At 66.1% G+C, this 25,895-nt stretch carries 28 protein-coding genes; 7 read left to right on the forward strand and 21 right to left on the reverse strand.

Annotated elements, in window-relative coordinates:
• Positions 1-129: 129 nt before the first annotated feature.
• Genes IE266_RS09275 through tatA form a run of 4 tightly spaced genes read right to left on the reverse strand, consistent with a single transcriptional unit; the run spans position 130 to position 2,626 of the window.
• On the reverse strand, positions 130-978 hold the full coding sequence (locus IE266_RS09275; RefSeq protein WP_189679782.1) for an ATP-binding protein: 849 nt from the start codon (positions 976-978) through the stop codon (positions 130-132).
• The gene (gene tatC / locus IE266_RS09280; RefSeq protein WP_189679783.1) at positions 975-1,928 is read right to left on the reverse strand and encodes a twin-arginine translocase subunit TatC; all 954 of its coding nucleotides are present in this window, start codon (positions 1,926-1,928) and stop codon (positions 975-977) included. Before tatC ends, IE266_RS09275 begins: the two co-directional genes overlap by 4 nt.
• Positions 1,925-2,407: a Sec-independent protein translocase protein TatB gene (tatB, locus tag IE266_RS09285; RefSeq protein ID WP_189679784.1), complete on the reverse strand. Its 483-nt coding sequence runs from the start codon at positions 2,405-2,407 to the stop codon at positions 1,925-1,927. Before tatB ends, tatC begins: the two co-directional genes overlap by 4 nt.
• 6 nt (positions 2,408-2,413) lie before the next feature.
• Positions 2,414-2,626, reverse strand: coding sequence for a twin-arginine translocase TatA/TatE family subunit (gene tatA, locus IE266_RS09290; RefSeq protein ID WP_189679785.1), 213 nt, complete (start codon positions 2,624-2,626; stop codon positions 2,414-2,416).
• A gap of 218 nt (positions 2,627-2,844) precedes the next feature.
• Between tatA and IE266_RS09295 the strand changes: the two genes are divergently transcribed.
• Positions 2,845-3,489, forward strand: a complete 645-nt coding sequence (locus IE266_RS09295; RefSeq protein WP_189679786.1) for a helix-turn-helix transcriptional regulator — start codon at positions 2,845-2,847, stop codon at positions 3,487-3,489.
• Here IE266_RS09295 and IE266_RS09300 read toward each other — a convergent pair.
• From IE266_RS09300 to IE266_RS09310, 3 genes are all read right to left on the reverse strand, one after another.
• Complete coding sequence (locus IE266_RS09300; protein ID WP_229863974.1) at positions 3,486-4,586, reverse strand: ABC transporter ATP-binding protein; 1,101 nt, start codon at positions 4,584-4,586, stop codon at positions 3,486-3,488. The two genes, IE266_RS09295 and IE266_RS09300, sit on opposite strands and share 4 nt — an antisense overlap.
• 85 nt (positions 4,587-4,671) lie before the next feature.
• On the reverse strand, positions 4,672-5,781 hold the full coding sequence (locus IE266_RS09305) for a YhaZ family DNA alkylation repair protein (RefSeq protein WP_189679788.1): 1,110 nt from the start codon (positions 5,779-5,781) through the stop codon (positions 4,672-4,674).
• A 1-nt stretch (position 5,782) separates the two neighbouring features.
• A complete protein-coding gene (locus tag IE266_RS09310; protein WP_189679789.1) occupies positions 5,783-6,562 on the reverse strand; it encodes an SDR family oxidoreductase in 780 nt (259 codons plus the stop codon).
• Positions 6,563-6,720: 158 nt separating this feature from the next.
• Between IE266_RS09310 and IE266_RS09315 the strand changes: the two genes are divergently transcribed.
• The gene (locus IE266_RS09315; protein WP_189679790.1) at positions 6,721-7,716 is read left to right on the forward strand and encodes a Hint domain-containing protein; all 996 of its coding nucleotides are present in this window, start codon (positions 6,721-6,723) and stop codon (positions 7,714-7,716) included.
• 95 nt (positions 7,717-7,811) lie between these two features.
• Here the strand turns inward: IE266_RS09315 and IE266_RS09320 are convergent, their stop codons facing one another.
• Complete coding sequence (locus tag IE266_RS09320; protein WP_189679791.1) at positions 7,812-8,180, reverse strand: nuclear transport factor 2 family protein; 369 nt, start codon at positions 8,178-8,180, stop codon at positions 7,812-7,814.
• 151 nt (positions 8,181-8,331) lie between these two features.
• Here IE266_RS09320 and IE266_RS09325 point away from each other — a divergent pair, with 151 nt between their 5' ends.
• From IE266_RS09325 to IE266_RS09345, 5 genes are all read left to right on the forward strand, one after another.
• Positions 8,332-9,939, forward strand: a complete 1,608-nt coding sequence (locus tag IE266_RS09325) for a peptide chain release factor 3 (protein WP_189679792.1) — start codon at positions 8,332-8,334, stop codon at positions 9,937-9,939.
• Between the two features lie 67 nt (positions 9,940-10,006).
• Positions 10,007-10,885 carry a hypothetical protein gene (locus IE266_RS09330; protein ID WP_189679793.1) on the forward strand — a complete coding sequence of 293 codons (879 nt, stop codon included), beginning with the start codon at positions 10,007-10,009 and terminating at the stop codon, positions 10,883-10,885.
• Entirely contained in the window at positions 10,857-11,822 is a 966-nt protein-coding gene (locus tag IE266_RS09335; RefSeq protein WP_189679794.1) for a glycosyltransferase family 2 protein, read from the forward strand. Before IE266_RS09330 ends, IE266_RS09335 begins: the two co-directional genes overlap by 29 nt.
• 183 nt (positions 11,823-12,005) lie before the next feature.
• Entirely contained in the window at positions 12,006-13,430 is a 1,425-nt protein-coding gene (locus tag IE266_RS09340; RefSeq protein ID WP_189679795.1) for a DEAD/DEAH box helicase, read from the forward strand.
• Positions 13,431-13,500: 70 nt separating this feature from the next.
• Positions 13,501-13,857, forward strand: a complete 357-nt coding sequence (locus IE266_RS09345) for a PilZ domain-containing protein (protein ID WP_189679796.1) — start codon at positions 13,501-13,503, stop codon at positions 13,855-13,857.
• On the opposite strand, the gene IE266_RS09350 is transcribed toward IE266_RS09345, so the two are convergent.
• The 13 genes from IE266_RS09350 to nuoH form a co-directional block, all read right to left on the reverse strand.
• A complete protein-coding gene (locus IE266_RS09350; protein ID WP_189679797.1) occupies positions 13,841-15,508 on the reverse strand; it encodes a ribonuclease J in 1,668 nt (555 codons plus the stop codon). The genes IE266_RS09345 and IE266_RS09350 overlap by 17 nt on opposite strands.
• 4 nt (positions 15,509-15,512) lie before the next feature.
• Positions 15,513-16,286, reverse strand: a complete 774-nt coding sequence (locus IE266_RS09355) for a type III pantothenate kinase (RefSeq protein WP_189679798.1) — start codon at positions 16,284-16,286, stop codon at positions 15,513-15,515.
• Between the two features lie 14 nt (positions 16,287-16,300).
• Positions 16,301-17,053, reverse strand: coding sequence for a biotin--[acetyl-CoA-carboxylase] ligase (locus IE266_RS09360; RefSeq protein WP_189679799.1), 753 nt, complete (start codon positions 17,051-17,053; stop codon positions 16,301-16,303).
• A gap of 69 nt (positions 17,054-17,122) precedes the next feature.
• The gene (nuoN, locus tag IE266_RS09365; RefSeq protein WP_189679800.1) at positions 17,123-18,562 is read right to left on the reverse strand and encodes an NADH-quinone oxidoreductase subunit NuoN; all 1,440 of its coding nucleotides are present in this window, start codon (positions 18,560-18,562) and stop codon (positions 17,123-17,125) included.
• Positions 18,563-18,574: 12 nt separating this feature from the next.
• Entirely contained in the window at positions 18,575-20,116 is a 1,542-nt protein-coding gene (locus tag IE266_RS09370; RefSeq protein WP_189679801.1) for an NADH-quinone oxidoreductase subunit M, read from the reverse strand.
• The gene (gene nuoL / locus IE266_RS09375; protein ID WP_189679802.1) at positions 20,116-22,233 is read right to left on the reverse strand and encodes an NADH-quinone oxidoreductase subunit L; all 2,118 of its coding nucleotides are present in this window, start codon (positions 22,231-22,233) and stop codon (positions 20,116-20,118) included. Before nuoL ends, IE266_RS09370 begins: the two co-directional genes overlap by 1 nt.
• A 6-nt stretch (positions 22,234-22,239) precedes the next feature.
• Positions 22,240-22,545: an NADH-quinone oxidoreductase subunit NuoK gene (nuoK, locus tag IE266_RS09380; protein ID WP_008553673.1), complete on the reverse strand. Its 306-nt coding sequence runs from the start codon at positions 22,543-22,545 to the stop codon at positions 22,240-22,242.
• A 68-nt stretch (positions 22,546-22,613) separates the two neighbouring features.
• Positions 22,614-23,060, reverse strand: coding sequence for a hypothetical protein (locus IE266_RS09385; protein ID WP_189679803.1), 447 nt, complete (start codon positions 23,058-23,060; stop codon positions 22,614-22,616).
• Positions 23,061-23,092: 32 nt separating this feature from the next.
• Positions 23,093-23,218 carry a hypothetical protein gene (locus IE266_RS27180; RefSeq protein ID WP_268249752.1) on the reverse strand — a complete coding sequence of 42 codons (126 nt, stop codon included), beginning with the start codon at positions 23,216-23,218 and terminating at the stop codon, positions 23,093-23,095.
• On the reverse strand, positions 23,219-23,821 hold the full coding sequence (locus tag IE266_RS09390) for an NADH-quinone oxidoreductase subunit J (RefSeq protein ID WP_189679804.1): 603 nt from the start codon (positions 23,819-23,821) through the stop codon (positions 23,219-23,221).
• Positions 23,818-24,228, reverse strand: coding sequence for a carboxymuconolactone decarboxylase family protein (locus IE266_RS09395; RefSeq protein WP_189679805.1), 411 nt, complete (start codon positions 24,226-24,228; stop codon positions 23,818-23,820). The genes IE266_RS09390 and IE266_RS09395 overlap by 4 nt, the downstream gene beginning before the upstream one ends.
• Positions 24,229-24,318: 90 nt before the next feature.
• Positions 24,319-24,813 carry an NADH-quinone oxidoreductase subunit NuoI gene (nuoI, locus tag IE266_RS09400; protein WP_189679806.1) on the reverse strand — a complete coding sequence of 165 codons (495 nt, stop codon included), beginning with the start codon at positions 24,811-24,813 and terminating at the stop codon, positions 24,319-24,321.
• A gap of 39 nt (positions 24,814-24,852) precedes the next feature.
• Positions 24,853-25,890 carry an NADH-quinone oxidoreductase subunit NuoH gene (nuoH, locus tag IE266_RS09405; protein WP_189679807.1) on the reverse strand — a complete coding sequence of 346 codons (1,038 nt, stop codon included), beginning with the start codon at positions 25,888-25,890 and terminating at the stop codon, positions 24,853-24,855.
• Positions 25,891-25,895 lie beyond the last annotated feature (5 nt).

Consider the following 25,895-nt stretch of genomic DNA (forward strand, 5'->3'; position numbering starts at 1 on the left):
CCGCGGTCCGGCGTGTCCGCCAGGGCGCATCGGCGCGCCAAACTCGGGGCTTTCAGGGCGGAAAAACCTGGGCGAAAAAGGTCACTCCGATTTTTCCAATAGATTACAATGACCTGAGAAGTGTCCTAGCTAGGACGCCCCCTCCAACCGCACGCCATGCCGCCCGGCAAGGTCGGTGAAGAACTGCCAGGCCACCCGGCCCGACCGCGACCCGCGCGTCGCCTGCCACTCGATCGCCTCGGCCCGCAGAACCTCGGGATCGACCGTTACGCCATAGGCTTCGCAATAGCGCCCGATCATCGCCAGGTAGTCGTCCTGGGTGCAGGGATGGAACCCCAGCCAGAGCCCGAAACGGTCGGACAGAGAAACCTTCTCCTCCACCGCCTCGCTCGGGTTGATCGCCGAGGAGCGCTCGTTCTCGATCATGTCCCGCGGCATCAGGTGCCGCCGGTTCGAGGTGGCATAAAGCACCACGTTCTCCGGCCGCCCCTCGATCCCGCCGTCCAGCACCGCCTTCAGGCTCTTGTAATGCTGGTCGTCATGGCTGAACGACAGGTCGTCGCAGAACAGCAGGAACCGATAGGGCGCGCCGCGCAGGTGGCCCAGCAGGCGGCCCACCGAGGGCAGGTCCTCGCGCTGCAGTTCCACCAGCTTCAGCGCCGGCTGCTCGGCCTCGACCTCGGCATGGATCGCCTTCACCAGGCTCGACTTGCCCATCCCGCGCGAGCCCCAGAGCAGCGCGTTGTTGGCCCCAAAGCCGGCGGCAAAGCGGCGGGTGTTCTCCAGCAGCGTGTCCCTTGCCCGGTCGATGCCGACCAGCAGGCCCAGCCCCACCCGGTTCACCCGCGCCACCGGCTCCAGCCGGTCCGGGCCGACGTGCCACACAAAGGCCGGCGCCACCGAGAAGTCAGGGGCCGGGAGCGGCGCCGGAGCCATCCGCTCCAGCGCCGCCGCGATACGTTCCATCGGATCAGTCATGGTTTTCCGTCTTCGTCGAATTCTTTCAGCAGCGGGTCGTCTGCCTCTTCCTCGGGATCGTCGAACAGGCTCTCGTCGTCGCCAATCACGCCCTCGGCGCGGGCCTCCTCGTCCTTCTTCTTCTCGACCCAGGCGACCAGGAAGATGGAGATCTCGTAAAGGCCATAGACCACCGTGAAGAGGATCAGCTGCGTCGTCACATCCGGCGGCGTCACCAGCGCGGCCACCACCAGAATGCCGACGATGGCGTATTTGCGCACGCCCCGCAGGCCCCGCGACGAGGCCAGCCCGGCCTTGCCCATCAGCGTCAGCAGCACCGGCAGCTGGAAGCACAGCCCGAAGGCGACGATGAACTTGAGCGTCAGGTCCAGCGACTCGTTCACCTTGCCGAAGAAGGTGATCTTGATGCCCTGGCTCGCCACTTCCGCCGCCGGCACCGCATCCGCCGCGCCCGCCAGCCGCGCCAGCGTTCCGCTCAGCAGCGAGGGAAAGTCGACGAAGCCCAGGAAGAACTGCATCGCCAGCGGCGTCACCACGAACTGGGCAAAGGACGCGCCCAGCAGGAACATCACCGGCGAGGCGATCAGGAAGGGCAGGAAGGCGTTCTTCTCGGTCTTGTAGAGCCCCGGCGCCACGAAGCGCCAGAGCTGGTACGAGATCACCGGGAAGGCCAGGATGAACCCGAAGACCATCGAGATGCGGAACAGCGTGAACAGGTATTCCTGCGGCGAGGTATACTGCATCGTCGGCGAGGGATCCCCCAGCGCCCGCAGGGTCTGTTCGATCGGCCCCAGCAGGAACTGCAGGATCGGCTCGGCCACCACGAAGGCGACGATGATGCCGGCCACGAAGGCGAGAACGGCCCAGATGATCCGGGTCCGCAGCTCGGCCAGGTGCTCGATCAGCGGCGCGGCGCTGTCGTCGATCTCGTCGTCGGCGCGTGCGGTCATGACTTGGCCTCGGGGGTCTTGTTCAGGTCGGCCTCCATCTCCTCGGCCTGCTTCAGCGCCTCGGCGGCCTCGCGCGCCTTGCGCTCGGCCGCGGCGCGGGCGGTGGCGGCCTGGATCTTCTTGGCGGATTCGGCACGCTCGGCGGCCAGCTTGCCAGTCTCGCTGTCCGGGTCGATCTTCGGCTTGGGCTTGTCGGACGTGATGTCGAAACTCTTCGTCACGTCCCGCGCCGCATCGCGCACCCCATCCAGCGCCGACCCCAGCGGGTTCGTCGCGGTCTTGAGCGTCTTGGTCACATCCTTGACGCCCGCTTCATCCGCGGCGTCGTTCATCGCGCGGCTGAATTCGCGCGCCATGCCCTTGGCCTTGCCGACGAACCGCCCGACATTGCGGAACAGCACCGGCAGGTCCTTGGGGCCGACGACGATCAGCGCCACCACGCCGATCACCAGCAGCTCGCTCCACCCGAGGTCGAACATCCGGGATCAGGCCTTGTCCTTGTCGGCCTGCGGCGTGACGTCCTTGGCGGCGGCCGCCTCGTCTTCCAGCTCCTTGGTCGAATCGTTCACGCCCTTCTTGAAGGCGGTGATGCCCTTGCCGACTTCGCCCATGAGCGAGCTGATCTTGCCGCGCCCGAACAGAACCAGCACCACGACCGCGATCAGCAGAAGGCCCGGAAGCCCGATATTGTTCAGCATTGTCTCTCTCCTCGTCAGAGTGGGCCGCGCCGCGATGGCACGGCGGAATTTGTGCTTTCGTCTTACGGCAGGCCGCCGGCCGCCGAAAAGCGCCGAGGCCCCCTTCCGCAGGCTCCCGGACCTCGATTTCGCGCCTCTCCCGAGCCAACCGTCAACAACTGACATGATTTTGGCAGTTACTCTCGACTTTCGCCGCGCCGCGTGGCATCCCGGTTCCCATGTCCCGCGCCGATCGCCTGTTCGACCTGCACGCCGTCCTGCGCGACGGTGAGATGCACACCGCCGCAGATCTCGCCCGCCGACTCGGCGTGGCGCAGCGGACGATATACCGCGACATGGAGGCGCTGGCCGCCTCGGGCGTGCCCGTGGTCGGCACCCGCGGCACCGGCTATCGCCTTGCCCGGCTGATCGCCCTGCCGCCGCTGCTGCTGACCGAGGCCGAGGCCGAGGCGCTGAACCTCGGCGTGCTGATCGTGGCCGAGACCACCGACCCCGAGCTGCACGCCGCCGCCACCGCTCTGGCGGAAAAGCTCGACGCCGCCCTTCCCGAGGATGCGCCAGCCCCCGCCTGGCTGACCGCCCATCACGCGCGTGCCAGCGCCGCGCGGGGGTTCTCGCATATCCCGGTGCTGCGCAGCGCCATTCGCAGCCGCCAGAAGCTGCGCCTTGATCTTCCCGGCGAAACCGAGGTGGTGCGCCCTCTGGCGCTGGAGAACTGGGCGCGGCACTGGGTGCTGACCGCCTGGAGCGAGACCTCGGGCCAGTTCACCCGCATCCGCGCCGACCTGATCGACACGGCAACCGCCCTGCCCGAACTCTTCGTGGATGAAGCCGGCAAACGGCTGGAAGACGCCGCCTTCTAGGGGTGCTTCACCGCCGGGAAGACAAAGCAACGGTCGCGCGGGATGGTCAGCCACATGACCTTGCCGGCGCTTGGCAGGAAGACGTTGGGCACCGTCGCCTTGAGGACCGAGCCGTCGTAATCCATCCGAAACTCGACCAGCGATTCATGCCCCAGAAAGCGCGCGCGCAGCACCGTGCCCCGCGCCGCCACGCCGTCGCGCGGCGTCGGCAACGGGCCGGAGCCCTGCCGGTCAAAGTCGATCCGCACGTGCTGCGGGCGGAAGACGATGTCGACCTCGGTGCCGTCGGCGATGCCGGGCGCAAGGAAGCGGCCGAAGGGCGTATTCGCCAGCGCGCCGTTGACAGTGGCCTGCAAGACATTGGCATCACTGAAGAAAGAAACCGTCGCGCGGTCGACCGGCCGGGTATAGACGTTATAGGGCGCGCCCTGCTGCACGATCTTGCCGTTGCGCATCAGCGCGATCTCGTCGCCCATGCGCATCGCCTCTTCCGGCTCGTGCGTCACCAGCAGGACGGCGGTGTCCTCTTCCTTGAGCAGCGTCAGCGTATGGTCGCGGATGCCGTCGCGCAGGCGGTTGTCCAGCCCGCTGAAGGGTTCGTCCATCAGCATGATCCGGGGCCGCGGCGCCAGCGCGCGGGCCAGCGCGACGCGCTGCTGCTCGCCCCCCGAAAGCTGATGGGGAAAACTGTCGATATGGCGCGACATGTCGACCCGGTGCAGCAGTTCCTCGACCCGCGCCCGCTTCTCCTCGGCGCTGCCCGAAAGGCCGAAGGCCACGTTGCGAGCGACCGAGAGGTGCGGGAAGAGCGCGAAGTCCTGGAACATCAGCCCGATGCCACGCCGTTCGGGCGGGACGCGGAAGATCGTGTTGCAGACCAGCTCGCCATCGGCCCAGATCTCGCCGCTGTCCTGCATCTCCACCCCGGCGATCATCCGCAGCGTGGTGGACTTGCCGCAGCCCGAGGGGCCCAGCAGGCAGGTCACCTGCCCCGGCATGATCGTGAGCGACACGTCATCGACCACCCGCCGCCCCTCGAAGGCGCGGACGAGGTTGCGGATCTCCAGCCGTGGGACGGGGGATGCGGCAGTGGTCAAGGGGTCTCGGGCCTCGCAGTTTTCCCGATCAAAACCATCGGGCATGGGCCGAGGAGATAGCAACCCCGACCCACCGGCGCAAGGCTCAGGGAATGAGGTCGAATGCCGCTTCGGCCCGGACCGTGCCGTTGACCTGCAGTTCCACCCGATGCCGGCCCGGATGCAGCGTAAAGGTCGTGGCATCGCCCTTCAGCGGGTGGCGCTTGGCCAGCACCAGCGGCAGGCCCGGCACGGTCACGGATTGCTTCAACTTGAACACCTTGCGCCGCGTCTTCCCGTCCGGCCGGGCGAAATGCAGCACATAGTCTACCAGCACAGGCTGCGCGGTGGGGCTGGCCAGTTCGCAGGTGATTTCCAGCGCATCGCCGATGCGCAGCGTGTCGCTGCCCAGATCCAGCCGGCAGTCGAGGTCGCCTCCGGCGGCGAAGCCCAGCATCGCCAGCGCCCGCGGGTGGCCCTCCTTGACCAGCCCGCGCAGGGCATGGCGGGTCATCCAGTCGAGTTCCGCCGCCTCCTGCCGCGCCTCGGCCCGCCAGGCGGCAAGCTGGTCCATCGCCAGATCGGGCGCCTTTTTGGCGATATCGTTCAAATGGTTGGCGACCGATCTTGTGACGAAGCGCGCCGGGTCGCCATGCAGCGCGTCGAGCAGCGGCAGCGGCGCGGAGATATCGAGCCCGATCCCCATGCCCCAGGGCAGCCGCGGCCGCGTGCCCTCGCTGACCAGCCGGCGGACGTGGTAGTGTTCGTGCCGCGCCCAACCCGCCATGCGGCGCAAGGTGATCTCGGGCCAGCGGTTCAGGAAGGGCCGGATCGCGTATTCCATCGAGAACCGCTGCGTCAGCTCTGCCAGCAGGTCGAGCGACAGCTCGGGGTGCGCTTCGAGCCCCAGCGCCACCACCGCCTCGCCCAGCGGGGCGATGATGAAATCGCCGAAGTCGTCGTCGCGCCGCGACGGGTCCAGCGGCGGCGGCAGCGCCGCCAGCAGATGCGGCGCCGCCTCGGGCAGCTCTGGCGGCAGCCGCTCCACCAGGCAACGGGCTATCCAGTCGATCCGCTGCTTCAGCTCCAGCTCGGGCAGCCGCGCCATCACGGCCGCCTCGAATTCGGCGCCGTCCAGCGCGGCGAAGCGCCCCGCCAGCCAGCGCACCTTGTCGCGGTTGAACAGCTGATCCTTCAGCGAATAGCCCGAAGCCATGTCACATCGTCAGGTTGGTTGCGCCGCCGTCCAGCAGCAGGTTCTGGCCGATGATGAACCCGGCGTGCTGCGAGCAGAGGAAGGCGCAGGCCTTGCCGAACTCCTCGCGGGTGCCATAGCGCCGCGCCGGAATGGTCGCCTCGCGCTGCGCCTTGGCCTCTTCCATCGAGATGTTCTGCGCCCGGCTCACCCCGCCGTCGAGCGAGATCGCCCGGTCGGTCGCATGGATACCCGGCAGCAGGTTGTTGATGACCACGCCATGCGGCGCGACCTGGCGCGAGGTGCCGGCGACATAGCCGGTCAGCCCGGTGCGCGCGGCGTTCGACAGCCCCAAGACGCCGATGGGCGCCCGCACCGACTGGCTGGTGATATTGACCACCCGGCCCCAGCCCTTGGCCATCATGCCGGGCAGCAGCGCCTTCATCAGCGCGATGGGGGTGAGCATGTTCGCGTCCAGCGCCTTGATGAAATCCTCGCGGTCCCAGTCGCTCCACATGCCCGGCGGCGGGCCGCCGGCGTTGGTCACCAGGATGTCGACGTCGCCCGCCTTGGCCAGCACCTCGGCCTGCCCCTCGGGCGTGGTCACGTCGCAGGCCACCGTCTCGACGGTGACACCATAGCGCTCGCGGATCGCCGCGGCCGATGCCTCCAGCGCCTCGGCGCCGCGGGCGTTCATCACCAGGTTCACCCCCTCGGCGGCCAGCGCCTCGGCGCAGCCCAGGCCCAGCCCCTTGCTCGAGGCGCAGACCAGCGCCCGCTTGCCAGCGATTCCCAAATCCATGTCATGTCTCCCAAGATTGCCAAGGGATCCGGCCTGCCTGGCAAGGCCACCCGCCTTGCGCTGCGGATTTGACCGAACCCCGCCACATTTCTACGTTAAAGGGATGACGGGCCGGTGCAACCCGCCCGCCCCCGGAATCTGTTCGAGGTCGTGAAACCGTGAGTGCCGAAAGCCAGGTCCAGAACATCCTCGCGCTGCGCGCCGCCGATGTGCGCGTCAGCGACGGCGTGAACCTGGGCGATGCGCTTTCGATCCTCGACGAGATCGAGCCCGACGACACCTATCAGCTGACCGAGGGGGCCGAGCCCTGCCGCCTCGCACTCGACATCGCGGCCGAGGGCGGCATCCGCATCGCCGAGGGCACCGGAGCCGGCCAGCCCGGCGCGGCACTGCATCTCGACGGGGCGTTGGTACTGATGGCCCCGGACGGGCAGACCATGGACGCCATCGTTCTGGTCGAGGTCGACGGCAATACCGAAATCGCCGCGATCTACCTGCTGCCGCTGGCGCGGCTCGCCCCCCGCGTGGCCTATCGCGTGGTCTCGAAGGACAGCGCAGCCGCCCACCGCCGCTTTGCCCAGGTGGCCTGCGTCTCGTTCACCCGCGGCACCCGCATCACCATGGCCTCGGGCGCGCAGGTGCCGATCGAGGACCTGCGCATCGGTGACCGGGTGCTGACCCGCGACGATGGTGCCCGCGAGGTGCGCTGGATCGGCCAGAGCACCCTGCGGGCCAGCGGCGATTTCGCCCCGGTGACGATCCGCGCCGGCGCGCTCAACAACGAGAACGACCTGGTGGTCAGCCCGCACCACCGCCTCTTCGTCTACCAGCGCACCGACCGCATCGGCGCCGGCAAGGCCGAGCTGCTGGTGCAGGCCCGCCACCTCGTCAACGGCGAGACGGTGACGCGCAGCGATGGCGGCTTCGTCGACTATTTCCAGATCCTCTTCGATCGCCATCACATCATCTATGCCGAGGGCATCGCCGCGGAATCCACGCTGATCGAGCCGCGCACCCTGCCCGCCCTGCCGCAGGAACTGCTCGACCGGATGGCCGGTCACCGCAGCGCCCGCGCGCATGGGCTCGACGTGCAGAAGGCGCTGCTCGACCGGCCCGACGCCATCGAGCTGCTGCGCCGCGCCTCGACCCGCTGACGCAATTCGGCTTCCATTGCATCGCTTCTCGCTGCCTCGACCTTCGGTCGAACGCCAGAAGCGATACGCCTGCCTCCGAGGCAAGCCGAACCGCGCTAGAAAGAATAGAAGAATTCCTCGCGGACGATCTTGCCGTCCTTGACGTGGTAGACGCCGACCTCCTTCATGTCGAAGGCCTTGCCAGTGGCCTTTTCCTTGCCCTGCATCTCGAACACCACGGCAAAGCGGTCGTCGCCGTGCAGCATCGGGTCGCTGATCGTGCCGCCCGTCACCTCCATCGCGCCGTTCCACCACTCGTGCTTGCCCTTGATCCCGGCGAGCCCCCTGGTCTCGCGCCCGTTGCCGCTCATGTCCGCGGCCTCGACCGATACCGCGTCGGCGGCATAGAGCCTGTCGAGGTTGGCCACTTCGCGCCCTTCGCGGCAGCCGGCCACCAGTTCGCTTGCAATCGATTTCAGGTCCATCTTCTCACTCCTAGGCAAATATGTTCGCGTTATGTTCTCAATCTACCCGAGTCGCCCCTGGCCGCACAAGGGACTTCACCGACCTCGGCAGATCATCGCCACATGCCGGCCCCGCTTGCGCGCACGCACGGGCTTGCCTATACGCGCGATCATGCTCGACGCCGCTTCCAACCGCCCCGCACTGCCGCCCGAAATCGCCCGGCGGCGCACCTTCGCCATCATCTCGCACCCCGATGCGGGCAAGACGACGCTGACCGAAAAGTTCCTGCTGTTCGGCGGCGCGATCCAGATGGCCGGACAGGTGCGCGCCAAGGGCGAGGCCCGGCGCACGCGCTCCGACTTCATGCAGATGGAGAAGGACCGGGGCATCTCGGTCTCGGCCTCGGCAATGTCGTTCGATTACAAGCAGTTCCGCTTCAATCTTGTCGACACGCCCGGCCACTCGGACTTCTCGGAAGACACCTATCGGACGCTGACGGCGGTGGATGCCGCGATCATGGTGATCGACGGCGCCAAGGGCGTCGAGAGCCAGACGCGGAAGCTGTTCGAGGTCTGCCGCCTGCGCGACCTGCCGATCCTGACCTTCTGCAACAAGATGGACCGGGAAAGCCGCGACACCTTCGAGATCATCGACGAGATCCAGGAGAACCTGGCGATCGACGTGACCCCGGCCAGCTGGCCCATCGGCATGGGCCGCGATTTCATCGGCTGCTATGACATCCTGCGCGACCGGCTGGAACTGATGGACCGCGCCGACCGCAACCGCGTGGCCGCCAGCATCGAGATCAACGGCCTCTCCGACCCCAAGCTGAAGGAGCATGTGCCCCCGGCCCTGCTCGACAAGCTGATCGAAGACCTCGAGATGGCGCGCGAACTGCTACCCCCGCTCGACCCCAAGGCGATGCTCGAAGGCCACCTGACGCCGATCTGGTTCGGTTCGGCGATCAACTCCTTCGGCGTCAAGGAGCTGATGGACGGTATCGCCACCTATGGTCCGGTGCCGCAGATCCAGTCGGCCGAACCGCGCGACATCCTGCCCGAGGAACCGAAGGTTTCCGGTTTTGTCTTCAAGGTCCAGGCCAACATGGACCCCAAGCACCGCGACCGCGTCGCCTTCGTGCGCCTCGCCTCGGGCCATTTCGAGCGCGGCATGAAGCTGCTGCACGTCCGCTCCAAGAAGACGATGACCGTGACCAACCCGGTGATGTTCCTCGCCGCCGACCGCGAACTGGCGGAAGAGGCCTGGGCCGGCGACATCATCGGCATTCCGAACCACGGCCAGCTGCGCATCGGCGACACACTGACCGAGGGCGAAGAACTGCGCGCCACCGGCATTCCCTCATTTGCGCCGGAATTGCTGCAGACCTGCCGCCCCGGCGACCCGATGAAGGCCAAGCACCTGGAAAAGGCGCTGATGCAATTCGCCGAGGAAGGCGCCGCCAAGGTGTTCAAACCCTCGATCGGTTCGGGTTTCATCGTCGGCGTGGTGGGGCAATTGCAATTCGAAGTGCTCGCCAGCCGGATCGAGCTGGAATACGGCCTGCCCGTGCGGTTCGAGCCGTCGCAGTTCACCTCGGCCCGCTGGGTCTCGGGCGACAAGCTGGCGGTCGAGAAGTTCGTCAACGCCAACAAGCAGCACATCGCCCACGACAACGATGGCGACATCGTCTACCTGACCCGCCTGCAATGGGACATCGACCGCGTGGTGCGCGACTACCCGGACTTGAAACTGTCAGCGACAAAAGAAATGATGGTGTGATTGAAGAGGCCTGACGCCCTGCAATTTGGCTGAAGTGCCGGGCGCCGGGTTGCATCGGAGATGCGCCATGAATGCATTTGCACGGGACAATTCGCGTCCCTCCGACAAGTCGCTTCCGAGACGTCACACCTTCACTTCGGCCATCCGGGCGCTGCGCCGTCGCCTGCGCTATGGCCGGGCGCGCAAGCATTCTGCCGATACCAACATCCTGCCCAACGGGCTCGACACGCTGGCCGCCTATTTCGAAAGGCGCGAGGAACGCTACATCAATATCCAGTCGGTCGTCCCGGCCGGCAAGATCGACTTCGCAGCGATGAAGGCACGGAAACTGCCACCGCTGGACGCCACCTTGGCGCGGACGCAAACCCGCAACGCCGAGACGAAATACGCCTACCTCCGCAATCAGTTCCCGGAGCAATCCGAGCTGCTGGCCTTCCATGCGCTGCTGATCGCCCTTCTGCGCCGGAGGGAATTTCCGCAGCGGATAGCCAGGCTGTTCCTGCGCATGTGGCAGGAGGAAGGCGAATTTCTCGCCGCTGAACTGCCGGCGCGCTGGTTGATCTCGGCCGCGACAACCTTTGCCGACATCGGCGAAACCACCGAGCAGCGCCTCGGCGGGCAGGCCTTCTCGCTGGTCTTCGACCTGATCAAGCTGCATGACAGCGAACGTGGGCTGTCGGGGCGGCCGAACACGATGCCCTTTCCCGAGAACGCGCCGGATGACCGCTTCCCGCTGGCTTTCGATCTCGATCTCTACACGCTTCGGGATGGAGACATGGACCTGACGATGCTCTGGCGGCTTCACAAGCAGGCCGAGGCCGACCCGCTCTTCCGCCCGCTCGGCAGAAGGATGTTCGAATTGCTGCTGCACGACAACCGCACCGTCTTTGCCCGCGTGCAGAAGTTGAAACAGGCAAATGCGGGGAGGCGCGGCGCTGGAACCTGACCTTGCACCCAGCTGGGGGATCGTCTGCACGGTCAAGGCCGACCTTGCCGAGATCCTGGCCTTTGCGGCCCATCACGCCGAACTGGGCGCGCACCGCATCTACATCTATCTGGACGACCCCCAGGCCGAGACGGTCGCCGCGCTCAAGGCCCACCCGAAAATCCGCGTGACCGCCTGCGACGCCGCCTACTGGCGCAAGACCGGCAAGGCGCGCCCGCTCAAGCACCAGGTCCGGCAGGGCGCCAATGCCAGCCATGCCTACCGCCGCCGCGCCGAGGTGGACTGGCTGGCGCATATCGACGTGGACGAGTTCCTCTGGCCCGAAACCTCGGTCGCCGCCCATCTCGCCGCCCTGCCCGCCACGGCGCTCTCGGCGCGCGTGCGGCCGATCGAGGCGCTGGCCGGCGGCGATGGCTGCGGCTTCAAGGCGCTCCCGCCAGGGGACAGCCGCGCCGCACTTTCCGAAACGCTCTACCCCACCTACGGCCGCTACCTGCGCGGCGGCTTCATGAGCCATGTCGCCGGCAAGCTCTTCGTGCGCACCGACCTGGGCGAGGTCGATTTCCGCATTCACAACATGGACCTCGGCGGCATCCGCAACCCGCAGAGCGTCGAGCTCGCCCAGGTCGATCTCTGCCACCTTCATGCCAAGCCCTGGGAGGAATGGCGCGCAACCTATCGCTACCGCTTCGAAAAAGGCTCCTACCGCCCCGAGCTGCCCCCCGCGATCTCGCGCGAGAACGGCGGTATGAACCTGCACGAACTCTTCGCCTATCTCGAAGCCACCGAGGGCGAGGCCGGGCTGCGCGCCTTCTTCGACGAGGTCTGCGCCGATACGCCAGCCCTGCGTGCCCGGCTTCAGGCGCAGGGCCTGTTGCGTCACCGCGACCTGGACCTCGCCGCGAAAATGCAGAGACATTTTCCCGACTTCCGCTGAATTGTTCAGGGAGCCGCCTCAATAAGCTCGAAATGCGCTATATTACAGAGGGCGTTTGACCATCGCCCAGGATTTTGTTAAGGGCAGCCTCACCAGCCGGTTTGTGCAGTCAGCACAGGGCCATCCGGGCCCGGCCTGGACCATATGTGCGGGCCAAGTCGTGTCCGCAAACCTCGGACACACATGACCAAGTTTTCTGATCTGAATCTGAACCCGAAAGTACTCAAAGCCGTCGAAGAAGCCGGTTACCAGACCCCGACGCCGATCCAGGCGGGCGCCATTCCCCCGGCCCTCGAAGGACGCGACGTCCTCGGCATCGCCCAGACCGGCACCGGCAAGACCGCGAGCTTCACCCTGCCGATGATCACCGCGCTGGCCCGTGGCCGCGCCCGCGCGCGGATGCCGCGTTCGCTGGTGCTCTGCCCGACGCGCGAACTGGCCGCCCAGGTGGCCGAGAACTTCGACACCTATGCCAAGCACGTGAAGCTGTCGAAAGCCCTGCTGATCGGCGGCGTCTCCTTCGGCGAACAGGACAAGCTGATCGACAAGGGCGTCGATGTGCTGATCGCCACGCCGGGCCGCCTGCTCGACCATTTCGAGCGCGGCAAGCTGATCCTCTCCGACGTCAAGATCATGGTGGTGGACGAGGCCGACCGGATGCTCGACATGGGCTTCATCCCCGATATCGAGCGGATCTTCGGCCTGACCCCCTTCACCCGCCAGACCCTGTTCTTCTCGGCCACCATGGCCTCCGAGATCGAGCGGATCACCAACACCTTCCTGCACAACCCGGTGCGCATCGAAGTGGCCCGCCAGGCCACCACGGGCGAGAACATCACCCAGGGCGTGGTGATCTTCAAGGGCACACGCCGCGACAGCGAAGCCAGCGAGAAGCGCGCTGTGCTGCGTGCCCTGATCGACGGCGAAGGCGACAAGCTGACCAATGCGATCATCTTCTGCAACCGCAAGACGGATGTGGATATCGTCGCGAAATCGCTCAAGAAATACGGCTATGACGCGGCGCCGATCCACGGCGATCTCGACCAGTCGCAGCGCACCCGCACGCTGGATTCCTTCCGCGCCGGCCAGCTGCGCATCCTCGTCGCCTCGGACGTCGCCGCCCGCGGCCTCGACGTGCCGAGCGTCAGCCACGTGTTCAACTTCGACGTGCCGAGCCATGCCGAGGACTATGTCCACCGCATCGGCCGCACCGGCCGCGCCGGGCGCGACGGCACCGCCTTCACCATCTGCGTTCCCCGCGACGAGAAGAACCTCGCCGACGTCGAACGCCTGGTGCAGAAGGAAATCCCGCGCATCGAGAGCCCGATCAAGGGCGGCAGCGCCACCTCGGGTGACGAGGACGAAGCCCCCCGCGAGAAGCCCTCGCGCGAGCGTTCGTCGCGCAGCCGCTCCTCCTCGCGCCGCAAGGAGCCGGTGGCCGAAGCCGCCGTCGTCGAAGAGGTCGCCGCCAAGCCGGTCGATCGTGAGCGTGAGCAGGCCCCGCGCCGGCACGAAACCCGGTCGGACAACGGCCCCAAGGTCGTCGGCATGGGCGACCACCTGCCGAGCTTCATCGCTCTGAGCTTCGAAGAACGCCGCGCCAGCTGAGCGTAGGATCGCGTTAACACCTTTCCGCTAGGCTGGGCCCGCTGCCCGGCCCGCGTGAAAGGTGTTCCGCATGATCCGCTCGATGTCCACCTTCCTCACGGACCTGCGCCAGGATCCGCGCTACCGGCTGCGCCTGCCCTGCCGGCTGGACCTCGCTTCGCGCGGGATTGCCGCCACCATGGTCGAGGTCAGCCTGGGCGGCGCCCGCGTCGAACTCCCGCCCGATACCGTCACCTTCCTGCCCGGCGCGCTCCGGGCGGTTCAGATCGAACCGGTGGGGCTGCTGAAAGCGCAGGAACGCTGGCGGCGCGGCGAGCTGATCGGCCTCCGCTTCCGCGGGCGCGACGCGCGGTTGCGCATCGCGGCGTGGTTCGATGATCTCGGCCTGCGGTCCGGGGATACGGGATGGATCAGCCCAGACGGCTGATCACCACCGTCACCTCGGGCTTCTTGCCGATCTCGGTCTGCGCGGTCTGCCGCACGATCCGCCGCATCGCCTCTTCGATGGCACCGTCATCGCGCAGCGTCTTCTCGCTGGCGCGGTTCAGGAACTGGCTAAGGTCCTCTTCCAGCACCTCGACCAGCGCCGCGCGCGAGCTGCCCGTCTCGGGCAGGCCCATCGCCTCGCACCAGGGATCGCCCAGCAGCTCGTTCTCCTCGTCGACGATCAGCGTCACCACCACATGGCCGTTCAGCGCCATCCGGATCCGGTCGCGCACGATGCCGTCCATCGCCCCGATCAGCACCGAGCCGTCGAGATAGGTGCGCCCGGTGTCGACGTGATCCACGACCACCGGGACGTTGCCCGACAGGTCGAGCATCGTCCCGTTGGTGGCAATCGCCGCGGCCAGCCCCGCCGCCTCTGCCAGCTGCGCATGTTCGCGCAGGTGGCGGTGCTCGCCGTGCATCGGGATCACCATCTTCGGCCGCACCAGCGCGTGCATCCGCTCCAGGTCGGGCCGGTTGGCGTGGCCCGAGACGTGGTAGTCGCCCATCCGGTCGTCGACCACGTCGACCCCCTTCTCGGACAGCGCGTTCATGATGCGGATCACGCTGCGCTCGTTGCCGGGGATGGTCTTGGAGGAGAACAGGAAAGTATCGCCCTCCTTCAGCTCCAGCCCGAGGTATTTGCCCCGCGACAGCTGTGCGCTGGCCGCACGGTGTTCGCCCTGGCTGCCGGTCACCAGCAGCATCAGGTTGGCACGCGGCACCTCCAGCGCCTGTTCCGGGCTGATCACCGGCGGGAAATCGGTCAGCACGCCGGTTTCCACCGCCGCCTCGACCATCCGCCGCATCGCCCGGCCCAGCAGCACCACCGACCGCCCCGCGCTGCGCGCCGAGGTCGCCAGCGTCTTGAGCCGCGCCACGTTGCTCGCGAAGGTGGTCGCGACAACCATGCCCTCGGCCTCACCCACCAGCATCTTGATCCCGGCCCCGATCGAGGCCTCGGACCGCCCCGGATAGGGCGAGAAAACGTTGGTGCTGTCGCAGATCAGCGCCTGCACCCCGTCCTTGGACACCTCGGCCCAGAGCGCGGCATCGAAGGGCTCACCCACGATGGGCGTCTCGTCCAGCTTGAAGTCGCCGGTATGGATGACGCGCCCAGCCGGCGAGTCGATAACAAGCCCGGCGCTTTCGGGGATCGAATGCGCGATGGGCAGGAAGCTCACCTTGAACGGCCCCGCCTCGACCTTCTGTGGCCAGGCCGAGACGACCCGCACGTTGTCGGTCGGCAGGTCCACGTCTTCGAGCTTGCGCTTGGCGATATTCGCCGTGAAAACGCGGGCATAGATCGGCTTGCCCAGCAGTTCGGCGTAATGCGGCACGCCGCCGACGTGGTCCTCGTGCGCATGGGTGATGAAGACGGCTTCGAGCCGGTCGAGGTTCTCGCGCAGCCAGCCGATGTCAGGAAGGATCAGATCCACCCCCGGCGTGCCGTCCATGTCGGGGAATGTCACCCCGATGTCGACCAGGATCAGCCGCTCCTTGCCGGGTGCGCCATAGCCATAGACATAGGCGTTCATCCCGATTTCGCCGGCGCCGCCCAACGGCAGATAGATCAAACGTTCGCTGCTCATAGGCTCAGGTGTTTTCCTTGTTGAAACGGTGGATCACGGTCAGCCCGTGCATCGTGAGGTCGTCCTCGAAGACGTCGAAAAGGTCGTCGCTCTGCTGGAACAGTGGCGCGAGGCCGCCGGTGGCGATGACCTGCATCGGCCGGTCGCGCTCGGCCTTGATGCGGGCGCAGATCTCCTTGACCAGCCCGACATAGCCCCAGAACACGCCCGACTGCATGCAGGCAACCGTATTGGTCCCGATCACCGCCTGCGGCTTGGCGATATCGACATGCGGCAGCGCCGCCGCCGCCATGTGCAGTGCCTCGAGGCTCAGGTTCACGCCTGGCGCGATCACGCCGCCGACATAGGCGCCGTCATCGTCGACCACGTCGAAGGTGGTCGCGGTGCCGAAGTCGACGACGATCTTGTTGCCGCCGTGCCGGTCGAAGGCGGCCGCCGCGTTCACCAGCCGGTCGGGGCCGACGATGGTACCCTCGTCCACCCGCGGCAGGTGCGGCAGCAGGCAGTCGGGCTTTCCCACCACCAGCGGTCGGCAGTTGAAGAAACGGTCGGCGAAGACGCGCAGGTTGAAGACCACGCGCGGCACAGTCGACGAGATGATGACATCGGTGATGTCCGGCTTGATTCCGTAGTGGTCCACCAGGGTCTTGAACCAGGTGAAATAGGCATCCGCCGTGCGCGCGTGATGGGTCGAGGTGCGCAGCGTGCAAAGGAACTTCTCGCCGTCCCAGATCGAGAAAACGGTATTGGTATTGCCACAGTCGATGGCCAGCAGCATCGCGGTTTGACCTTTCAGAAGTAGACTTCGGCGGCGGCGATGGCCTTGCGCCCCTCGGGCGTCACCAGCACCAGATTACCTTGGGTATCGACCGTTTCAAACCGCCCCGTGGTGATCTGAGCGCCGGTCTTGGCGGTGATCGTCTCGCCCAGGCGCGCTGCCCTGTCGAGCCAGGCTGCCCGGATCGGCGCAAAGCCGTAGGTGGTGAATTGCAGGTCGCGCGTCGCATAGGCGGCGGCGAGGTGCGGCAGAAAATCCTCGGGGCTGATCGAGGTTCCGGTCTCCGACAGCAGCGACACGGGGCGCACCGCGCCCGCCTCGACCTCCGAGGCCCCCGGCGCCTCTGCCAGGTTCACCCCGATGCCAATCGACAGGTGGCCGGGGTTCTGCCCGGTGCCGGCGCTCTCCAACAGGATGCCGGCCAGCTTGCCGCCGTTCAGCAGCACGTCGTTGGGCCATTTCAGCGCCAGCCCCTGGGCCCGCCCCGTCACCTCGGCCACCGCATCGAACAGCGCAAGGGCGGCGACGAAGCTGCGCAGCGCCGCCACGTCGGGGCGCTCGGTCATGCGCATCACCAGGGTTGCCGCGAAATTGCCGTTGGGCTGCACCCAGACCCGGCCACGCCTTCCGCGCGCGGCGGTCTGCTCCTTGGCCAGGATCCAGACCGGCCCGGCAAGCTGCGGCGCCATGCGCGCCGCCTCGTCCAGCGTCGAATCCACCACGTCCAGCACCTTCAGGCCATATCCCTTCGGCCAGCTGGCGCTCATGATGTCATCTCTCTCAGGACAGAGCTGTCGCAAAAGGCGCCCGCAGTACGGACGCCTTCAGGACGGAGTTCAGTTGACAAGCGCGGCCGCCGCGGCCTGCGCCGCCCCTTCCACGCCGAACATGTTGATGATGCCCAGCAGCATGATCGCGGCGCTGCCCATCAGCATGGCCCAGAGCACTGGCGAGCCGTTGGTGTCCAGCTCTTCGCCCTCTTCGCCGAAATACATGTAGTAGACGATGCGAAGATAGTAGAAGGCGCCGATCACCGAGGCCACGACGCCCAGGATCGCCAGCCAGGCCAGCCCGCCGTCATAGGCGGCGCGCAGCACGTAGAACTTCCCGAAGAAGCCCAGCATCGGCGGCACGCCGGCAAGGCTGAACAGCAGGATCAGCATGGCCAGCGCGCGGCCCGGCTTCTTCTTGGAATACATGTTCAGCGCGGCGATTTCGGTCACCGGGGTGCCGTCACGCTCCATCGCCATGATGAAGGCGAAGGTGCCGATGTTCATGGCGACGTAGATCGAGACATAGATCAGCATCGCCTGCACGCCGAAGGCGGTCCCCGAGGCAAGGCCCATCAGGGCAAAGCCCATGTGCGCGATCGAGGAATAGGCCATCAGCCGCTTGATGTCGGTCTGCCCGATGGCCGCCACGGCGCCCAGGAACATCGACAGCACGGCCAGCAGCGCGATCACCTGCTGCCAGTCGCCCACGGCGCCGCCAAAGGCATCGAACAGCACCCGCGCGAACAGCCCCAGCGCCGCCGCCTTGGGCGCGGTGGCGAAGAAGGCCGTAACCGGCGTCGGCGAACCCTGGTAGACGTCGGGGGTCCACATGTGGAACGGCACCGCGCTCACCTTGAAGGCCATGCCCGAGATCAGGAAGACCAGGCCGAACAGCAGCCCGACCGAGACTTCGCCTTCCTTGGCGGTCTGCAGGATGCCCGAGAACAGCGTCGTGCCGGCAAAGCCGTAGACCAGCGAGGCACCGTAGAGCAGCAGGCCCGAGGACAGCGCGCCCAGCACGAAATACTTCAGGCCTGCCTCGGTCGACTTGACGCTGTCGCGACGCAGGGCGGCGACGACGTAGAGCGCGAGCGATTGCAGTTCGAGGCCCATGTAGAGCACCATCAGGTCGCCGGCCGAGACCATGACCATCATGCCGACGGTGGCCAGCACCACCAGCACCGGATACTCGAACCGCAGGATGCCGCGGCGCTGCATGTATTCCTGGCTCATTACCAGCACGGCCGCCGCCGAGGAGAGGATCAGCACCTTGGCAAAGCGCGAGAACCCGTCATCGTTGAACATGCCGTTGAAGGCGGTGCGCGCGCCGGCGCTGCCGGTGCCGATCCAGACCGCCAGCACCAGCATCAGCGCCGCCGTTACCCAGACCAGCGCCGAGGCCAGCTTGTCCTTGCCCGTGTAGACCGCGCCAAGCAGCGCGAGCATCGCGTAGATCGCCAGAACCATTTCCGGCAGGATGATGTTCAGGTCGGCCTGCATCATGCCCCCTGCTCCTCAGTTCGATGCGTGCTGCGCAGCGGCCGTGGCCGTCGCAGTCGCGTTGTCATAGTGCTGCACCAGCGCCGCCGTGCTCGGGCCGATGATATCGGTCACCAGGCTCGGGTAGACGCCGAGAAGAAGGGTCATCACCACCAGCGGCGCGAAGATGACCCGCTCGCGCGTGGTCATGTCGGTGATCGACTTCAGGCTGCCCTTGATGAGATCGCCGAAGACCACCCGGCGGTAGAGCCACAGCGCATAGGCCGCGCTGAAGATCACGCCCGAGGTCGCCACCGCCGCCACCCAGGTGTTGACCTGGAAGGTGCCGATCAGCGTCAGGAATTCACCGATGAAGCCCGAGGTGCCCGGCAGGCCGACGTTGCCCATGGTGAAGAGCATGAAGACCAGCGCATAGGCGGGCATCCGGTTCACCAGGCCGCCATAGGCGTCGATGTCGCGGGTGTGCATCCGGTCGTAGATCACCCCGACGATAAGGAAGAGCGCGGCCGAGATGAAGCCGTGGCTCAGCATCTGGAAGATCGCGCCGTCGATGCCCTGCTGGTTCGCCGCGAAGATCCCCATGGTCACGAAGCCCATGTGGGCGACCGAGGAATAGGCGATCAGCTTCTTCATGTCTTCCTGCACCAGGGCCACCAGCGAGGTATAGACGATGGCGATCGCGCTCATCCACAGCACCACCGGCCCCATCACTTCCGACCCCACCGGGAACATCGGCAGCGAGAAGCGCAGGAAGCCGTAGCCGCCCATCTTCAACAGGATCGCCGCCAGCACCACCGACCCGGCGGTCGGCGCCTGCACGTGGGCGTCGGGCAGCCAGGTGTGCACCGGCCACATCGGCATCTTCACCGCGAAGCTGGCGAAGAAGGCGAGGAACAGCAGCGTCTGCAGGCCGCCCACGATGTGGATGCCCAGGACAGAGAAGTCATCCGAGGCGAAGTTGTGGCTCAGCAGCGCCTCGATGTCGGTGGTCCCGGCCTGCGAGAACATCGCCACCATCGCGACCAGCATCAGCACCGAGCCGAGAAAGGTGTAGAGGAAGAACTTGAAGCTCGCGTAGATCCGGTCCTTGCCGCCCCAGATACCGATGATCAGGAACATCGGGATCAGGCCGGCCTCGAAGAACAGGTAGAACAGCACCAGGTCCAGCGCCATGAAGACGCCCAGCATCAGGGTCTCCAGGATCAGGAAGGCGATCATGTATTCCTTGACGCGGGTTTCCACGTTCCAGCTGGCGAGGATCGTCAGCGGCATGATGAAGGTGGTCAGCAGCACGAACAGGACCGAGATCCCGTCAACGCCCATCTTGTACTTCAGGCCCAGCAGCCACTGGCCTTCTTCCACGAACTGAAAGCCGGTGTCGGCGGGGTCGAAGCCGGTATAGATCCCGATCGAGATCAGGAAGGTGATCGTGGTGGCGAAGAGCGCCACGTATTTCGCATTCTTCTTCGCCGCAGCATCCTCGCCGCGCAGGAACACCGCGAGGATCAGGGCCGCGAGCGCGGGAATGAAGGTGACGATGGAGAGGAGGTTATCCATCAGTGAGCGCCTCCGATCGACATCCAGGTGATGAGGGCGGCAACGCCGAGCACCATCCAGAAGACATAGGTAAAGATATAGCCGGACTGCGCCTTGCCCGCGAGGCGGGTGAAGAAGGGCACGATGCCCATGGCGACGCCGTTCAGGAAACCGTCGATGACCGAACCGTCGCCGCGTTTCCAGAACACCCGGCCGAGGCCGATGGCCGGACGCACGAAGATCGCGTCATAGATCTCGTCGATATACCACTTGTTCTTGAGGAACTGGTACAGCGTGCTCTGGTTCTCGGCCAGCGCCTTGGGCAGCGCCGGATTGCGGATGTAGAACAGCCAGGCCAGCGCGAAGCCAAGCAGCATCGCGATGAAGGGCGAGACCTTGACCCATTTCGGGGCCGCGTGGGCATCGTCCAGGACGTGGTTGTCCGGTCCGAAGAACAGCGCGCCCTCGCCCGGCTTGCCGGCGAATGCGACGTGATGTTCGCCCGCCGCCGCGCCATGACCCTCGGCCGCCGCCGGAGCGTGACCTTCAGTCTTGGCCGCCTCGCCATGCGCTGCCGCTTCGCCGTGGCCGGCTTCCGCGCCCGCTTCGGCGACCGGGATGCCATAGAACTTGCCGACCTGGTCGGCGTGGCCGAAGAAGCTGCCATACCAGATCATGCCCGCGAAGATCGCGCCGAGGCTCAGCACGCCGAGCGGGATCAGCATGACCATCGGGCTTTCATGCGCGTGCTCATGCGTGTGCTTGTCGCCGCGCGCCTCGCCGAAGAAGGTCAGGAAGATCAGCCGCCACGAGTAGAACGAGGTCATCGCCGCCGCGATCACCAGCGCCCAGAACCCGAAGGTCGACCCGCCGGCCCAGGCGCTCTCGATGATGGCGTCCTTCGACAGGAAGCCGGCGAAACCGATCGAGGTCAGCGGAATGCCGACGCCGGTGATCGCCAGGGTGCCGATCATCATCGCCCAGAAGGTGTAGGGGATGCGTTTACGCAGCGCGCCGTAGTTGGTCATGTCCTGCTCGTGGTGCATCGCGTGGATGACCGAGCCGGCGCCAAGGAACAGCAGCGCCTTGAAGAAGGCGTGCGTGAACAGGTGGAACATCGCCGCCGAATACATGCCGACGCCGGCGGCCACGAACATGTAGCCGAGCTGCGAACAGGTCGAATAGGCGATGACGCGCTTGATGTCGGTCTGCACCAGGCCCACGGTTGCCGCGAAGAAGGCGGTGATCGCGCCCATCACGGTGATGAACATCGCCGCTTCATTCGCGAACTCGTAGAGCGGCGACATGCGGCAGACCAGGAACACGCCCGCGGTCACCATGGTTGCCGCGTGGATCAGCGCCGACACCGGAGTCGGGCCTTCCATCGCGTCCGGCAGCCAGGTGTGCAGGATGAACTGCGCCGACTTGCCCATCGCGCCGATGAACAGCAGCACGCCAACCAGGTTCGCGGCGTTCCACGAGGTCCACAGGAAGCTCAGCTGCGTCTCGGCCAGGCGCGGCACCTCGGCGAAGACTTCGTCGAAACGGATCGAGTCGGTCAGGAAGAACAGCGCCATGATGCCAAGTGCGAAACCGAAGTCGCCGACCCGGTTGACCACGAAGGCCTTGATCGCCGCGGCATTGGCCGAGGGCTTGCGATAGTAGAAGCCGATCAGCAGGTACGAGGCGACACCCACGCCTTCCCAGCCGAAGAACATCTGCACCAGGTTGTCCGAGGTCACCAGCGCAAGCATCGCGAAGGTGAAGAAGCTGAGGTAGGCGAAGAAGCGGGGCTTGTAGACCTCGCCCTCGTGCCACTGCGGATCGTGGTCCATGTAGCCGAAGCTGTAGAGGTGCACGAGGCTCGACACCGAGGTGACGACGATCAGCATGATCGCGGTCAGCCGGTCCAGCCGGATCGACCATTCGGTCCCCAGCGAGCCGGATTCTATGAAGCGCAGCACGGTGATGTGCTCGGTCGTCCCGTCGAACGAGAAGAACACGATCCACGACAGCAGCGCCGCCAGGAACAGCAGGCCCGTGGCGACCCATTGCGCCGCGGTCTCGCCGATGAACTTCCAGCCAAAGCCGCAGATCAGGGCGCCGACCAGAGGGGCGAAGAGGATGATGGTTTCCATGTGGCTTCAGCCCTTCATCACGTTGACGTCTTCGACGGCGATGGTGCCGCGGTTGCGGAAGAAGCAGACCAGGATGGCAAGGCCGATTGCCGCCTCGGCCGCCGCGACAGTCAGAACGAAGAGCGTGAACACCTGCCCCACCAGGTCCCCGAGGAACGAGGAGAAGGCGACCAGGTTGATGTTCACCGCCAACAGCATCAGTTCGATGCTCATCAGCAGGATGATCACGTTCTTGCGGTTCAGGAACAGCCCGAAGATGCCGATGACGAACAGCGTCGCCGCGACGGTGAGGTAATGTTCAAGTCCGATCATGTCTGTCCCTCCGGGCCATCCTGCCCGATTACTTCCGTTTGCCCCTGCGGGGCGTATCTACTGCGGCCTCAGCCGCGCACCTTGCAGGCGCAGCTTTCGTATTTCGCCGCCGCCAGACTTGCCCGCGCCCCCGCCCCACGGGCCAGCGCGCGGATCTGTTCCATCGAATAGCCCTTCGCCGATTCCAGCGCCGGGGCGATCGTGTCGTGCAGCCGCACCTGGCCGGCCGAACGGGTCTCGAAATCCGGCGCGCTCCAGCCTGCCGGCTGCATCGTCAGCCGCCGGCCGCCCCTGCAGTCGTCCAGCACGAAGGTGGTGCGGTCGCTCGCGCGCGAGGTCAGCTGGTAGTAGACGAAGCCACCCTGCGCCCAGGCCGGGGAATACTCGATGTATTCCGCTTCCTCGGCGGCCAGGTTGGTGCCCATGCATTCCGGCAGCGGCACCATGGCGAAGGCGAGGTCGGCGCAAAGGCACAGCAGGCCCGCCGCTGCCGCGACCTGCCCCCCGTTCCTCATTGCCCCTCTCGGTCCCATCACCCGTTCCGTTCCTATCCGCGGCCCCGGCCGCGATACCAGCGATACCCGAGCGCCACGACGCCCGTCTTCAGCAACCATAACCCGGCCAGTCCGGCGATGCCGATGTGGGTCACAGCGGCATGCACCAGGTCGAGCATTCAGAGCCCCTGCCCCGGTTTCACGTCCTTCAGCTCCATCGCCAGGGCCGGGTCGCGCATCATCTGGCTGACCGGCGACTGCCGCTTGACATCGGCGCGGTGGCGCAGGGTCAGCATGATGGCGCCGATCATGGCGACCAGCAGGATCAGCCCGGCCAGCTGGAACAGCAGGAAATACTGATCGTAGAGGATCAGGCCCAGGGCCTTGGTGTTCTGCATGTCGGTCGGCGTGACCTGGCGGCGCAGCCCCTCGGCGGCCTCGCTGGCCTCCCAGCTGCCATAGGCGATGACGAACTGCATCAGGATCACCAGCCCGATCAGCAGCGCCAGCGGCATGTAGCGCGCCATCTCTGCCTTCAGCTCGGCAAAGTCGACGTCGAGCATCATGACCACGAAGAGGAAGAGCACCGCCACCGCGCCGACGTAGACGATCACCAGCAGCATCGCCACGAATTCCGCGCCCAGCAGCACGAAGAGTCCCGCCGAGGAGATGAAGGCCAGGATCAGCCAGAGCACCGAGTGCACCGGCTGGCGGCTCGTCACCGTGAAGAAGCCGCCCGCAATGGCGCAGATGGCAAAGAGATAGAAGGCAAATACGCTCATTGGTCGGTGTCCCCGTTCTCGCCCATCGCTTCCTGCGCGAGGCTCAGTGCCCGCGTCATCGCCGGAAGCCCGGCAAAGACCGACATCTGGCCGATGGTCTCGACGATTTCCTGTTTCTTCGCGCCCGCTTCCAGAGCGTGGCGCACGGTCTGACGCACGGCCGTATCGGCCTGCGCGCCCTGCATTGTCAATCCGGCCAGCGTCAGCAGCAGCCGGGTCTTGGCATCCAGCCCGTCCTTGTTGACGGCATTGCCCCAGACCAGCTCCATGAAGTCCTTGGGCATGGTCGGCCAGAGTTTCTCGAACCCCTGCGGGTTGAAGTTGGCGAGTTGCGGATTGAACGACTCGGCCATCTTGCGGCTGTTGTCGATCATCTGCTGGAACAGGTTCTGGAAACTGTCGCTCATGCTGCTGCCTCCTCACTGCACAGCGAAGCGGGGCCTGCGCTGCAGACCCTCCCCGATGCCGCTGTGAATGCCGTGCTCACCAACCTGTCCTCAGCGATAGGGGGCGTCGAGTTCGAGGTTCTTGGCGATCTCCGCCTCCCAGCGATCGCCATTGGCGAGCAGCCGGGCCTTGTCATAGAACAGCTCTTCGCGCGTCTCGGTCGCGAACTCGAAGTTCGGGCCCTCGACGATGGCATCCACCGGGCAGGCTTCCTGGCAGAAGCCGCAGTAGATGCACTTGGTCATGTCGATGTCATAGCGCGTGGTGCGGCGGCTGCCGTCCTCGCGCGGTTCGGCGTCGATGGTGATCGCCTGCGCCGGGCAGATCGCCTCGCACAGCTTGCAGGCAATGCAGCGTTCCTCGCCGTTCGGATAGCGGCGCAGCGCGTGCTCGCCCCGGAAGCGCGGCGACAGCGGCCCCTTCTCGTGCGGATAGTTCAGCGTCGCCTTGGGGGCGAAGAAATACTTCAGCCCCAGGGCAAAGCCTTTGAAGATATCCGCCAGCAGAAAGTATTTCGCGGCGCGGGTGTAGTCGATTTGGGTCATGTCAGGCTCCCAGCCGCATCCCTGTATTCACGTTCATCCTCAGCCCCCGATCGCCCAGCGGGCCCAGAAGCCGCCAAGCCATTCGAACTTGGCCGCGAAGGCGATGAAAACCACCCAGCCCAGCGACATCGGCAGGAAGACCTTCCAGCCCAGGCGCATCAGCTGGTCATAGCGGTAGCGCGGCACAATCGCCTTCACCATCGCGAAGAGGAAGAAGAAGAAGGCCATCTTGCCGACCATCCACAGCACCCCGTCCGGGATCCCCGGGATGGGCGAGAGCCAGCCGCCGAAGAACAGCAGCGAGGTCAGCGCGCACATCAGGAAGATGGCGATGTATTCGCCGGCCATGAACAGCAGGAAGGGCGTTGCCGAGTATTCGACCTGATAGCCGGCCACCAGTTCCGACTCTGCTTCGGGAAGGTCGAACGGCGGGCGGTTCGTCTCGGCCAGGGCCGAGATGAAGAACAGGAAGACCATCGGGAAGTGCGGCAACCAGTACCAGTTGAACAGGCCGAAGTCGCCGCGCTGTGCTTCGACAATGGCCGAGAAGTTCATGCTGCCGGTCGAGATGATGACGCCGATGATGATCAGCCCCAGCGAGACCTCGTACGAGATCATCTGCGCGGCCGAGCGCAGCGAGCCGAGGAAGGGGTATTTCGAGTTCGACGCCCAGCCGCCCATGATCACGCCATACACCTCGAGCGAGGAGACGGCGAAGACATAGAGGATGGCGACGTTGATGTCGCTCAGCACCCAGCCCTCGTTGAACGGGATCACCGCCCAGGCGATCATCGCCAGCACAAAGGAGGTCAGCGGCGCCAGGATGAAGACCGCGCGGTCTGCACCGGCGGGGATCACCACTTCCTTGACGACGTATTTCAGCGCGTCGGCAACCGATTGCAGCAGGCCGAAGACGCCCACCACGTTGGGGCCGCGCCGCATCTGGACGGCCGCCCAGATCTTGCGGTCACCGTAGACGAGAAACAGCAGCGAGATCATGACGAAGGCAACCACGCCAAGCACTTGCGCCAGAATCAGCACGCCGGTGCCAAGCGGGGAGTTCAAGAATTCAACCATGGGTC

The sequence above is a fragment of the Seohaeicola zhoushanensis genome (assembly GCF_014656415.1).
In the GTDB taxonomy this organism is placed as follows: Bacteria; Pseudomonadota; Alphaproteobacteria; order Rhodobacterales; family Rhodobacteraceae; genus Seohaeicola_A; species Seohaeicola_A zhoushanensis.